Raw genomic sequence first — 12227 nt, 5'->3', positions numbered from 1 at the left:
CCATTATGCCTGGATCGTCAAAACTGTTCCTCAGGACAGGGCATATCAATGACTAGAAAAATACAAGTTCTTGTTGTGGATGATCAGGCGCTGGTGCGTCAGACCATGACCGATATTCTGGAATCCGATCCCCAGATTCAGGTCATGGCCACGGCCGCGGATCCGTATGTCGCTGCGGACAAACTGCGCCGGTCGATCCCGGATGTGATCACCCTGGATATCGAGATGCCGCGCATGGACGGGCTGACCTTTCTGCGCAAGATCATGTCCCAGCATCCCATCCCCGTGATCATTTGTTCTTCCATGGCCGAATCCGGCAGTGACAACGCGCTCAAGGCGTTGGAATACGGCGCCGTGGAAATCGTAACCAAACCCAAGGTGGGGACCAAGAAATTCCTCGAGGAATCGCGCATCCGGCTCTGCGATGCGGTCAAGGCCGCTGCCCGCGTCCAACCTCGGAAAAAGGAAATCTTCACTGCCGCGGAGGCCAAGGTCCGGCCCAAGCTGGATGCGGACGTGGTCATTGCCAAGGGCAAGGGCTACACCATCTCCACCACGGAGAAGATGCTTGTGGTGGGCGCGTCCACGGGCGGCACCGAGGCGCTGTCCCAATTTTTGCAATCCTTGCCCCTGGGCTGCCCGGCCGTGGCCATTGTGCAGCATATGCCGGAAGGCTTTACCGCCCGTTTCTCCGAGCGGCTGAACCAGATTTGTCGCATTACGGTCAAGGAAGCCCAAGACAACGACACCATGCTGCGCGGCCAGGCGCTCATTGCTCCGGGCAACAAGCACATGCTGCTCAAACGGGCGGGCGCGCGGTACTATGTGCAGGTCAAGGATGGTCCGTTGGTCTCCCGGCACCGTCCCTCCGTGGACGTGTTGTTCCGTTCCGCGGCCCAGTATGCGGGCAAGAACGCGGTGGGCGCCATTATGACGGGCATGGGCGACGACGGCGCCAAGGGCATGAAAGAGCTGTTCGAAGCGGGCGGCTGGACCATTGCTCAGGATGAAGCCACCTCCGTGGTTTTTGGCATGCCCAAGGAAGCCATTCGCCTGGGTGGGGTTCGGGAGGTGCTGCCGTTGGGGTCCATTTCATCGGAAATGGTGCGCCGGGCCTTGTCGGGCTGGGACTGACGCTTCCGTAGGCAGGGGAAACAAAAAACGGGACGAATGCTTTCGTCCCGTTTTTTTGTCACATATCAAATTTTCGTCCGCACGTGCCCGCCACATCCAGATGCCGGTTGCGCTGGAGGCGCATCCACATGAGCAGATCCTCGGGCAGGGCGCGCCACGTGCCGCGGTTTTCGCGCTTCCAGGCGGGCAGTCCCTGCTCGCGTACCAGCCGCACGATTTCCTTGGGGTTCTCCCCCACGGCCATGCAAATGGCCTTGGCCCCCTTGATGCAGATCCGGTCGTTCATGCGCGGCACTCCGTCACGGGATGGATGTGCAGCCAAAAGGATTCGCATCCTTGGAATTGATGAAGAAAATCCCGGCAGGCATCCCGGGAGCGCAGCACGGCCCGCCGCCCTTGCAGGGAACCGAAATGCCGCCCGAGCAGCACGCATCCGCTGGTGTCTTCCACGGTATTGCCGGGGTGAAACAAAATCCGGCTCCGTCCCGGAACGTTGCGAACCTCGAAGGTGTTGCCGAAGCGCTGGGAGTGTGTCCGTTGGCAATGGTATTCTCCCGCGGGTATGCTGGAAACAAATTGCCGATTGTCCAAAGATGGCGGCTCCAACGTGCAGCACAGCACCAGCCCCCGCACGCGGAGCGCGCCCAAGGTGCCGTTGGTGGAGTCCTCCAGGCGAACGATTTCCACCTGAGAATGCATGTATCCTCCTTTGTTGCTCTTTTTAACAAAAAATCCGATAGATATCGGCAGAACCTGTGACGGTTGGCGTGCTCCGGGACAGGAGCGCGCCGTTCTCGGCCCCGGGATACGTTATAGCGATTTGACAAACGTAGTGTCAAATAATTTTGTCAGAAAGCATTAGACAAAGAGCCAAGCCCGCGGGTATGCTCCATTATGCAAAATGAGCGGAAATCCAATCCGGAGGGGGCATGGCGTTCACCGATGAGCTGCGAAATCGATTGAAGGAACTGGTGGGCAAGGGCAAGCCGTTTCCCAACAAGAAGCGTATGGCCGATGCTCTGGAGGTGGATCCGTCCCAATTGAACCGGTTTCTTTCCGGAGAGCGGGGGCTGACCGTGGACTCCCTGGGGCGCATTTTGGACCGGCTGGGGGCGCGGCTGGCGTTTCCCGATGACCCGGACGATGCGACGCGGGAAGTCTGTTTCGTGGTTCCGGAGCGCTCCCAGGTGGGCCGGGAAGCTCCGCCGCCGGATTCCGAGGATTACATCGCCGTCCCTCTGGCTGCCTCGCCCGTGGCCGCGGGACCGGGCCTGATCCCCGAAGATAAGATCGACGGCTGGGTGCTGGTCTGGCGGCATCACGAGGCCGTGCGCTTTCGGTCCAACATGGTGGCCGTGCAGATCGGCAAAAATGAACTCTCCATGATTCCCACCCTGCACCCCGGCGACATCGTGCTTGTGGACCGCAATGAACGGGATCCCGTTCCCGCGGGGAAGATCATGCTGGTCACCGAGCCGGGCGGCGACGACGCCGGAGCCATGGTCAAGCGCGTGTCCACCCACAAAACCTCCGAGGACATCGAATTGATCTTTTATTCCGACAACAGCCGGGATTTTCCGCCCATGGTCTATCGCCTGGCCCGCGATTACGACGACGACATCACCCGCGCCATTGTGGGCAAGGTGGTCTGGGCCTGGAGCGATATGACGAGAAAGTAACCTTCCGCCCCTGGCGCACCGCGTTGTTTTGCGGTATCACTTCCGGGTGACCACCTGGTCATTATTACCCGAAAAGGAGCGCCGCCATGAACACCGGAAAAGCCCTCAGGCTGGATCGGATCTTCAACCGCAACACCCGCCGCACCATCGTGGTGCCTATGGACCACGGCGTGACCGTGGGACCGATTCAGGGACTGGAAGACATCCGGGAAATGGTCACCCGGTTGGTCAACGGCGGAGCCAACGCCGGGCTGGTCCATAAGGGATGCGTGGCCTGCGGGCATCGGTCCGAGGGACGGGACTTCGGACTGATCGTACATCTTTCCGCCAGCACCAGTCTTTCTCCCTTTCCCAACCGCAAGGCCTTGGTCACCACCGTGGAAGAAGCGCTGCGCATGGGCGCGGACGGCGTGAGCGTGCATGTGAACATCGGGGACGAGAACGAGTCCGTGATGTTGGAACACCTGGGAAGCACCGCAGAACGCGCCGACTATTGGGGCATCCCTCTGCTGGCCATGGTCTATGCCCGCGGACCCAAGATCCGCAACGAGTACGAGCCTGAGGTTGTGGCCCATTGCGCCCGTGTGGGCATGGAACTGGGCGCGGACATCGTCAAGGTCAATTATACGGGTTCCGTGGAATCGTTTGCCCATGTGACGGAGAGCTGCTGCGTACCGGTGGTCATTGCCGGCGGGGAAAAGCTGGATTCCACGCAGGATCTTCTGGAAATGGTCAAGAATTCCCTGATGGCCGGAGGAGCCGGCCTTTCCGTGGGACGCAATGTGTTCCAGCATGACGACCCCACCGGACTGGTACGTGCGCTGCACCACATCGTGCATGAGAACGGTTCGGTTGACGAAGCCATGCGCCTTCTGGAAAACTGACCGGAAACCAAGGAGAGCCATGTTTCCCGAACTCGTATACGCGTTGCTTTGCCGGGATGTGATTGTGGACCGCGAATCCGGTTCCGCGTCCTTTATCCGAGCTTTTGAACACGGCACCGTTCCCAGCCTGCCCGCCACAGTGCCGTCCTGCTTTATCGTCACCCTTTGGGAGACCGGCCCGAACAGCAGCGGGTTCACCATCGGACTGAGCCTGGTGGCGCCGGACGGCACAGAAACCGACCTGGGCAGCAATCAGGTGCAACCCACAGGAGCCACTCTGCACAAGGTCAATTTCCAGCTTCCGGGGTTGAACGTGTCCCAGGAAGGGCGGCATACCATCAATCTTTCCGTGACGCAGGATGGGGAACAACGCCTGGTCAAGGGGTTGCCCCTCTACGTGTTGCCCCAGGAACAGTCCTGAGAAATGGACCAAAGGCGGCCATTGGCCTGACCGACTTTCTCCGCCCGAAGCGGGGGAAACGGCTCGCAGGGTTTTCTTTCCATGTGGAGGAACGCTGCGGGCTTTTTTTTCGCATACACAAGAAAATGTGGTTGAATGGTCCGCAGCCACGGCAAAGCAGCAACATGGAACGATTACGGACTTCAGACGAACATTCTTTTGTGGTACCACAAGGGGAAGGGGGATCAGCGCATGAGCACGCGACAGGGCGTTGCCGCCCGTTTTTCCATGCGGCTTGCCGCGGCGACCGGGATATTGTCCTGGATGCTGTTGTGTTCCGTGGTCCAGGCGAAGCAGTCTGTTCTCATTGTCGGTGATGATGACTACCCGCCGTACTCGTACCTGGAGAATGGAAGCAACCAGGGAATATACCACCGGATATTGGAGCGCGTGTTCGCGGCCATGCCCGAATATGACGTGGAGGTACGCCTCTATCCCTGGAAACGCGCCCTGCGCATGGTGGAGCAGGGCCGGGCTTTAGGGGTTGTCCCGCCCTATCTGGGGTATGAGGAGCGGCCCTATCTGGCTCCCTATTCCGATCCGATTCTGGAGGAGATCACGGTCGCCTGGTGTCGCGATGACGCTGGCATGGAGCCGGGAGCCGCGTTCCCAAAGGATTATGACGGCGTCACCTTCGGCCTGAATACCGGTTTTCACGTGGTGGCCCGGCCGTTCCAGCGGGCCGTGCAACAGGGTCGCGTCAGCGTGGATCCCGTACCCGGAACCCGGCGCAATATTGAACGCATGCTGCTGGGGCGTGTGGATTGTTACATCAACGACCGTCGTTCCATTATCTGGACGCTCCACGAGATTGCAACACAGGAAGGAAGCGCCCGCATCAAGGGCGTGCGTGAAATTTCCGAAGTGGCCCGTTATGCCGGACACATCGGGTTTTCTGCCCGTCGAGCCGAGGCCCGGGATTTTGTGGCGCGGTTCAACACCGAGTTGCGGCGGCTTCGCGAAACCGGAGAGATTGATGCCATTGTGGAGGCCTATATGCGAGAGGCCACGGAAGCGGTGAACCACCTGGCCCGGTAAGGCGGGAAAAGGCGAAAGACTGGCGGGACAGGCCGTGCGCGGACCAGAACCGCTGGAAAACGGTCCCTGGTCCACGCACGAACACAGTTATTGTTGGTTTTCAGCAGGCCGATCCATTGTCCCCTGGTCCGGGGATTCGGCAGCGGGCGTCTCCTGAAGGGCGCCGCCCAGCTCCTGATTCATTTCATATTCCATTTTATCCAGCAACAGTCTGGACATGTTTACGATTTGTTCGAGACCTTCGCGAACCACCTGTTCCTCAAAGGCTTTGTCGTCGCCAAGGTCGATGAGCGGGGTTTGCCCCTCGGCATCGCCCTGCATTTTCGGCTCCTGGGTTCGGCCCGTGAGTTGGTCGATGCGGCGGGCCTGTTTTTCCAGGCGGGCTTCCAGGGTGTTCAGCCGTTCGGTCAGGGTGGCCACCTCGGTTTTCAGGGTGTCCACTTGGGAGGATGCTTCGGGAAGCACGGCAGCCGCATCTTCCGTGAGGTCGGGAGATTGCACTGTTTCGGCATCCAGGTTGGGCTGCTCCAACCCCTCCACCTGCGAAAAGTCTTTGGGATCTTCGGTTCCGCCCTGTTCCACGGTGCAGCCCGCGAGCAGGGACAAAGCCGCCAGCAAAGCGGCGCAAAGCATAAAATGGCGCATTGTTCCTCCGTATCTCGGCCAGTGGTGCCGGGCCGTGTGATCGCCTTTGGACATAACCTCGGGCATGGAAACCATGATCCGGGCTTCGGGCCAGGGCCGCTTCCTGCGGCAAACCCTCGGACGCCCTGATCCATTGGTACCAGAATGGGCAGGCTCTTGTCGAATACATTGCAGGGGTTGACCACTGGACGCGCCCCGCGGGAACGCGTATTTATCTATACCGTACTGTTGAAAACGGATTTTGCACGAGCACATGCCCCATTGCCCGGCTCAACATCCAGGAGGTTCCAATGGCCCTGGTTCCGTGTCCCTTACAGCGGATCCCCTTGTCTGCTGGTTGTCCCTGCCTGAAATCCGCTGCGGCCCGGGTGCTGCTTTGTGCGCTGGCCGTGTGCTTGCTTTGGCCCGCGCTGCCAGGGCGGGCGGATTCCCAAATCATATTGTTTGAGAACTATGTCCGGGGCATGCCCCGGGAGCGGGTGTTGGAGTTGCCGGGAGCCTTTGACTGCGCGGAACAACTCGGTTCCGAAGCGGTGTGCCGGAACGGGGCGCGCTATCTGGACCATGGCTGGGACATGGATTTCGCGTTTGACCAGCAGGGATTGCGAAGTGTTTCCCTGCGTACGCCGTTTGTGCGGTCCGTGTATGTGCGGGCGTTTGCGGCGTTGGACGAGCGTTTTGAACTGGTGGCCCTGCAGTCCTCGGAACCGACCCTGGATCTGGTGGCCCTGTGGCGGAATGCGCCGCATGCGGGGTACGCCTCCAAGCAGATGACCGAATATGAGACCCGCGCCATGCAGCGGCGGGAGTTGGTGTACGTGTTTTTGGAACGTTCCGGAGTGCATCAGGCCTTGAAAAAGGCAGCCGATGTGCGGGATTTGCTCGGTATGGCCCGGCCCGACACGCGACAGGCCGCCCTGGCCCTGTTGCACGACGCCGATGACCGCGAATGGATCGTGCTGCAATACGACCTGGCCCGAGAGGTAAACCAGGGAAAATAGGCGTCAGTTGCCGCCATTGCGCCGTAGGTAGCCCTGGCTCCCGTCGTCATAAGGTTCCCGGGGCAGCAGCACCCGTTCCTGATATTGCCGGATGCAACGGGCATAGCAACGGTTGTAGGCGTTTTCCGCGGCAATGCGGCGTTGATACTGGGCCGGTGTCTCCGTGCCGGAAAAGCGTGGAAATGAGGGGCAGGCCGCAATGCAGCGCTGTTCCTCCGCCTTCCAGCGGGCGTTGGGAAATCCGCGGGACTCGGCCGCGCCTGGATGCAGCAGCAGGACCAAGAGAAGCAACGCCGCGCCCGGGAGCAGACCTTGCGCTCGGGAGAGAAAACGGCCTGGGCGGGATCGATCGGAAAGTGGTCCGGTCCGGATGTTCATGCGTCGTCTCCTTGCCTGTCCGTTACTCGCGCATGGCCTTGAGCCGATCCCCGGCAGCGGGATGGCCGCGCTTGGCGGCGCGTTCATACCAGCGCCGGGCCGCGTCCACATCCCGAGGCACTCCCAACCCGTGTTCATACATCCAGCCCATGTTGTAGTAGCCAGCGGCGTCGCCCAGAGCCGAGGCGTGGCGGAACCAGCGTAAAGCTTCCTCATTGTCTTTGTCCACGCCGCGCCCTTCACGAAAAAGCATGCCCAATAGTACCTGCGAAGGGGAGTGGTCCGTTTCCGCGCCTTGGCGCAGGGTTTGGGCCGCGTCCTCGTATCGACCCGAGGCGTAGAGCTTTCTGGCCTGAGCAAAGAGATGCGCCTGGGGGCTGCCCGCAGGGTCCGGCGCGGCAGGGGAGGGCTGGGCAAGGTCCGGAAGCGCCGTAACTGGCGGCGTCTGGGGTGTGTCGGGTTTTTGGGGCGCAGGAATAACAGGCGTTGCCGGAGGTGTCGGTTCGGGCGAGTCCGTGACGGAGACAGGAAAATCCGGGTAGCGCGGATCCGGCTCCAAATCCTGGAGGGACGTGGGCCACGGGGTGTCGGTTTGTTGATCGTCCCGGGCCGAGCCGTCCATGGAAGGGTCTTGGGGGGGCTGCGGTGTGCCGGTGTCCGGTATTGCCGGGTCCGTGGGCTGGGCCGGCAGTGTGGCGGACGGCGATATGGAGCGAATGGCGTTCAGGGCGGCCGATCGCACGCTGGAATTTGGATCGTGGGCCAGTCCGCGCAGGCGGGGCAGGGCCGCAAGAGAGAGGGGACCAATGTTGCCCAGGGCTTGCGCTGCTGCTGCTCGGACCTTTGGATCACCCAGGGTCAGGGCGTCCGTAAGGGCGGTGACGCTCTGGGCGGCGCGGGGACCGGTGTTGCCCAAGGCCCGGCAGGCCGCCACCCGGGCCGCATCCGGTCCCGTGGAAAGCACGTCGGTCAGGCCGGGAACCGCCTCGGGCAGTTCGTGGTCGAAACCGGCCAACGATTGCGCTGCGGCCGTGCGGACCAGAGGATCGGCATCGGAAAGGGCGCGGGCGAGCTGGGGCAAGGCGCGCAGACCTGTTTGACCCATGGCGCCGAGAGCGCGGGCGGCCTGCTCACGCACGCGAGCATCCACATCGCTGAGGGCGCGGCCCAAAGCGGCGCGGGCCGGGGCGCTTTGTTCTCCCAGGGCCGCGAGTACGCTGGCGGCTCTTCGGCGCAGGGTGGCATCATTGCCGTCCAAGGCCCAGGCCAGAGCCGGAACAGCGTCGGCACCTCGCTGCTTCAGTTCCTGGGCCGCGGCCTGCGCCGGCGTTTCTTCGCCTTGCAACCGGCGTACGAGTTGGGCCACGGATTGCCCGCTCTGGGAGCGTTCCGGGTCGTCGGCAAGGGCGGAATCCGAGGTTACATCGTCAGTTATCGATTCATTCCGATCTTCTTGTTCCTTGGAGAGCAAGTCTTCCAGGATTTCCGATGCAGCATCCCGCACAGCCTGGGAGGTGTCGGTGGTTGTGATTTTTTTCAGGCTGGGCAGCAGCTCGGGATGCTCCGAATCAATGCGGGGCAGAGCGCGTACCGCCTCAGAGCGCACCTTGGAACTGCGATCCTGCGTGGCGGTTTCCAGCAGGGCTGCCATGGCAGGGCGTGCTCCCGGGCCGATGCGTCCAAGAGCCAGGGCCGCATTGCGGCGCACCCAGGGACTGGGATCAGCCAATATCCGTTGCAGGTCCGCAACCGCCGGTTCGGAGTCCGCGCCGATTTCCGCCAGCGCAGCCGCGGCATTGCCGCGAACGTCTTCCACATGGTCGTGCAGGGCGCGGGAAAGGGGGCGCACCGCGTCCGAGGCTGTGCTGCCCATGAGGCCCAAGGCAATGCCCGCCTGAATGCGGGCGGACCGGGCCTGATCCTCCAAGGTCCGGGCCAGCTCGGGTACGGCGGGAGCGCCGATGCGCGCCAGTACGCGGGTGGCGGCGCCGCGCAGGGACCGGTTGGTGCCGCGCAGGGTTTTGATCAGCTCGGGTACGGCTTCGGTTCCGCGGCGCACCAGTTCGTCAAATGCGTTGCGGGCAACGTCCGCGTTTTCGTCGTTCAGGCGGCGGATCAGGTCGGCCGTGGGCGCGTCGCCATCGGCATGGGCCGGAACCCAGGCAAGGGCGAGGAGAAAGAGAAACGTGCTGCAAACGAGGATGCGGAGCATGGTCAAATGCGCATGTCGATGCCCCGGAGTTTCCATTCCGGGTACTCGAACACGAATTCCATGCGAAAGCGCAGCGGCCCGCGTTCATGCGGGAAGTATCCCTTGAGCACGAGCGCGTCTTCCGCGTTGATGACCGGGGGTTCACTAAAAACAGGGGCCACTTGGTCATACCCCGTGAGGTCGGATTTCCCGGCCAGGAACGGGGCAAAAGCCTCCATAAGCTCCTCGGGGGTGGCACGGCAGGCCCAGATGCGGGCGATCTCGTCGTGAAAGCGATGGAAATCCTTCAGCCGAACCGCTTCGGCGAACAGGGCCGCCGTGTCCGAGGCCATGCGTTCCAGCACTTCCTGGTCCGGAATGTCCTTGGTGATCTCCCGCCGCGCCAGTCCGGGCAGACGGGCATCAATGAAGTGAATGCGCCATTCCTCGTTTTCACGGACAAAGGTCAGTTCCAGGGGCGTGACGGTTCCGTCCTGGGCGTAGAGGGTTCCTTTGAGCAGTCCGGTGTCTCCGTCGTATTCCCTGGAAGTCCAGGCCGAGGTCATGTAGCGGTCCAGGGAGCCGCGCCGCAAAAACGCGCGAAGTTCCCTCGGCGTCACGGTATTGCGAAACCCTTTGGAGAGATAATTGTAAGCGGTGTCGTACTGTCCGTCCCGCACGGTTTGGAAGAATGCGTTTGCATTTTCAGACATGCCGGACGTCAAATTTCCGACCAAGAGAAAGCCGCCCAAAACCAGGGCCGCCAGGAATGCGAACACGCCGAAAAAACGGGTCATACCACCTCCGGAAGAGTGTCAGCGCTGTGTCCGGACACAAGGAATCCCTGCATGTGTCCCTTTGATGCACGAGGCATACCAGTTTTCCCAACGAAGCACAGCCCCGTTCCCCTGTTGACTCCCGAGGCCCGTGACGGCATGGTTACAGTATGTGTGAACGCACGATCCACGGGACCGCATGCGCCTGGAGCACGCGCGAACAAGCCCAAGGGACCGGTCCGGCACGGGCCGTGGGACCAATGCTTTTGGTGCTGTTGGTTTTGGGTCTGGCCGGGGCTGGGGCCGACGCCGCCCATGCCCAGGGACCGGCGGACTGGAAGCGGCAGGAACAACGCTGCATCGCGGCCTGTCCCAAGCCGTCCCTACGGTACCAGGCCGGGGAGAGCGCGGCGCAGCAGCGCCGCCGTCTGGCCCAGGAGGACCGATACAATGCGTGCTATCTGCGCTGCACGCGGGATTATGTGCGGCACTATCCCAACCTGGGAAAGGGCCAGGGCGGGGACAGCGTGAAATATTACCGCAATCGTTGATTGCGGACCCGGACCGGAACAGCGGTCCATCATACCGGTGGGGGAAACATGCGCCGAAGGGATTTGCTCAAAACATTGGGAATGGCCGCCGTGGGCGCGGCCGGATCAATGGCGGTTCCGGCCCGGGCCGGACAGCGCCTGGAGTGGCGCATGGTCACGGCCTGGAACCGGGACATGGATGTGTTCTGGCCGGGGTTGTCGCGGTTTTGCCGCCGCGTGGCCCAGCTGACGGATAACACCTTGCAGATCACCCCGCTTCCCGCCGGTGACCTGGCCGGACCGTTGGAGGTCTTTCAGGCCGTTGCCGAGGGGCGGGCCGAGATGGGGCATTCCACCGCGTATTATTGGGCGGAAGAGATTCCCGCTGCCCAGTGGTTTTCCTCGGTGCCGTTCGGCATGGACAAAAATTGCCTCAATTCCTGGTTGTACGACGGCCAGGGGCTGCGCCTCTGGGAAAAAGCGTATGAGCCTTACGGCGTGATTCCTTTGCCCATGGGGGATACGGGCGGGCAGATGTTCGGCTGGTTCCGCAAGCCATTGGAAACGGTGGAGGATCTCAAGGGCCGCAAACTGCGGTTCCCGGGTCTGGCGGGCCGCGTGCTCCAGCGCGTGGGGGCGGATGTCTCCCTGATGCCTGCTCAGGAATTGAGCGAAGCCTTTGCTTCCGGCGCTCTGGACGGCGTGAACTGGATCGGTCCGCATCATGACATGCAGCTCGGGCTGGCCCAATCCCCGGTCTGGTATTATGGTCCGGGATGGCAGGAACCGTCCGGCCGGTTGGAGACGTTGGTCAATCGGACGGCCATGGACAAGCTCACCGTGTCGCAACAGGCGGCCCTGCGCGCTGCCGCCGCGGAAACCGATCTTTGGATGCAGGCCCGGTTCGATACCCTGAACGCGCTTTCGCTCAGCTCCCTGCGTCAGTTGCCCGAGGTCTGGGTCCAGGTCTTGCCGGACAGCTTCCTGAACCGCATGTGGATGATCAGCCAGGAGGTGGTGAACGAACTGGCGGCCACCTGCCCGCTCTGCCGCAGTATCAGCGAGGATTATTCCCGGGTGTGGCGGCATTGCGAGACCTGGTCCCTGTTTTCCGGGCCGGAGATGTGACGCTTCGGCCTGGCGTCCGTATCCAAAAAGGCGGTCTGCACCAGGCTTTGTTCGGTAAAGCCGAATGCGCGGGTGAACCGGAACCAGCGATCCTGGGCTTGTGCATCGGAAGCCGCGTTCAAATCGGAAATCTGCCGTAACCCGACGATTCTCATGATCCCCTTTTTTGCCATGCGCTGGCGAAACAGCTCCAGATCCGCGACCATGCCGCGCATGGCCCGTGGTCCGGGCCGGACCACCTCCAGGTGGAGTTCTGCGCACACGGTCCGTTCTGCCACGGCAGCCAGGGCATAGGTGCCATGCGCGTCAAACAGGCGCAAAAAGGCGTACTCCCCGGCCGGGAAATGGGCATGGCAGGGCGGCGCACAAAGCAATCCCTGCAT

Annotated in this window: 15 protein-coding genes; 8 read left to right on the top strand and 7 right to left on the bottom strand. The window is 62.1% G+C overall.

The genetic code is table 11. From position 1 onward, the window contains the following. Window positions 1-48 precede the first annotated feature (48 nt). Window positions 49-1134, top strand: a complete 1086-nt coding sequence (locus tag B5D49_RS09480; protein ID WP_078717456.1) for a protein-glutamate methylesterase/protein-glutamine glutaminase — start codon at window positions 49-51, stop codon at window positions 1132-1134. A 58-nt stretch (window positions 1135-1192) separates the two neighbouring features. Here the strand turns inward: B5D49_RS09480 and B5D49_RS09475 are convergent, their stop codons facing one another. Then, window positions 1193-1420: a hypothetical protein gene (locus B5D49_RS09475; protein WP_078717455.1), complete on the bottom strand. Its 228-nt coding sequence runs from the start codon at window positions 1418-1420 to the stop codon at window positions 1193-1195. Further along, window positions 1417-1833, bottom strand: a complete 417-nt coding sequence (locus B5D49_RS09470; RefSeq protein ID WP_078717454.1) for a DUF5675 family protein — start codon at window positions 1831-1833, stop codon at window positions 1417-1419. Before B5D49_RS09470 ends, B5D49_RS09475 begins: the two co-directional genes overlap by 4 nt. 230 nt (window positions 1834-2063) lie before the next feature. Here B5D49_RS09470 and B5D49_RS09465 point away from each other — a divergent pair, with 230 nt between their 5' ends. From B5D49_RS09465 to B5D49_RS09450, 4 genes are all read left to right on the top strand, one after another. After that, a complete protein-coding gene (locus tag B5D49_RS09465) occupies window positions 2064-2813 on the top strand; it encodes a S24 family peptidase (RefSeq protein ID WP_078717453.1) in 750 nt (249 codons plus the stop codon). A gap of 86 nt (window positions 2814-2899) precedes the next feature. Continuing rightward, window positions 2900-3697 carry a 2-amino-3,7-dideoxy-D-threo-hept-6-ulosonate synthase gene (locus B5D49_RS09460; RefSeq protein ID WP_078717452.1) on the top strand — a complete coding sequence of 266 codons (798 nt, stop codon included), beginning with the start codon at window positions 2900-2902 and terminating at the stop codon, window positions 3695-3697. A 19-nt stretch (window positions 3698-3716) separates the two neighbouring features. After that, a complete protein-coding gene (locus B5D49_RS09455; protein ID WP_078717451.1) occupies window positions 3717-4118 on the top strand; it encodes a DUF6941 family protein in 402 nt (133 codons plus the stop codon). A gap of 231 nt (window positions 4119-4349) precedes the next feature. Next, window positions 4350-5195, top strand: a complete 846-nt coding sequence (locus tag B5D49_RS09450; RefSeq protein WP_159447193.1) for a substrate-binding periplasmic protein — start codon at window positions 4350-4352, stop codon at window positions 5193-5195. Between the two features lie 87 nt (window positions 5196-5282). Here B5D49_RS09450 and B5D49_RS09445 read toward each other — a convergent pair whose 3' ends face one another. Further along, a complete protein-coding gene (locus B5D49_RS09445) occupies window positions 5283-5840 on the bottom strand; it encodes a hypothetical protein (protein ID WP_078717449.1) in 558 nt (185 codons plus the stop codon). Between the two features lie 290 nt (window positions 5841-6130). On the opposite strand from B5D49_RS09445, the gene B5D49_RS09440 reads away from it, so the two are divergent. After that, on the top strand, window positions 6131-6841 hold the full coding sequence (locus B5D49_RS09440; protein ID WP_078717448.1) for a hypothetical protein: 711 nt from the start codon (window positions 6131-6133) through the stop codon (window positions 6839-6841). Between the two features lie 3 nt (window positions 6842-6844). On the opposite strand, the gene B5D49_RS09435 is transcribed toward B5D49_RS09440, so the two are convergent. From B5D49_RS09435 to B5D49_RS09425, 3 genes are read right to left on the bottom strand one after another with little or no spacing between them, the layout of a single operon-like run. Further along, window positions 6845-7219: a hypothetical protein gene (locus tag B5D49_RS09435; RefSeq protein ID WP_078717447.1), complete on the bottom strand. Its 375-nt coding sequence runs from the start codon at window positions 7217-7219 to the stop codon at window positions 6845-6847. A gap of 22 nt (window positions 7220-7241) precedes the next feature. After that, window positions 7242-9467, bottom strand: coding sequence for a HEAT repeat domain-containing protein (locus tag B5D49_RS09430; RefSeq protein ID WP_078717446.1), 2226 nt, complete (start codon window positions 9465-9467; stop codon window positions 7242-7244). Beyond that, window positions 9434-10207 carry a hypothetical protein gene (locus B5D49_RS09425; protein WP_078717445.1) on the bottom strand — a complete coding sequence of 258 codons (774 nt, stop codon included), beginning with the start codon at window positions 10205-10207 and terminating at the stop codon, window positions 9434-9436. Before B5D49_RS09425 ends, B5D49_RS09430 begins: the two co-directional genes overlap by 34 nt. A gap of 149 nt (window positions 10208-10356) precedes the next feature. On the opposite strand from B5D49_RS09425, the gene B5D49_RS09420 reads away from it, so the two are divergent. Together B5D49_RS09420 and B5D49_RS09415 are read left to right on the top strand one after the other, a co-directional pair. After that, window positions 10357-10737, top strand: coding sequence for a hypothetical protein (locus B5D49_RS09420; RefSeq protein WP_144019367.1), 381 nt, complete (start codon window positions 10357-10359; stop codon window positions 10735-10737). Window positions 10738-10785: 48 nt separating this feature from the next. Beyond that, entirely contained in the window at window positions 10786-11844 is a 1059-nt protein-coding gene (locus tag B5D49_RS09415; RefSeq protein ID WP_078717443.1) for a TRAP transporter substrate-binding protein, read from the top strand. On the opposite strand, the gene B5D49_RS09410 is transcribed toward B5D49_RS09415, so the two are convergent. After that, a complete protein-coding gene (locus B5D49_RS09410) occupies window positions 11784-12227 on the bottom strand; it encodes a hypothetical protein (protein WP_159447192.1) in 444 nt (147 codons plus the stop codon). The two genes, B5D49_RS09415 and B5D49_RS09410, sit on opposite strands and share 61 nt — an antisense overlap.

Source organism: Paucidesulfovibrio gracilis DSM 16080, assembly GCF_900167125.1.
Classification (GTDB): Bacteria; Desulfobacterota; Desulfovibrionia; order Desulfovibrionales; family Desulfovibrionaceae; genus Paucidesulfovibrio; species Paucidesulfovibrio gracilis.
Note: the sequence above shows the minus strand (reverse complement) of the source record. Positions and strands in the feature narration are given on the sequence as shown.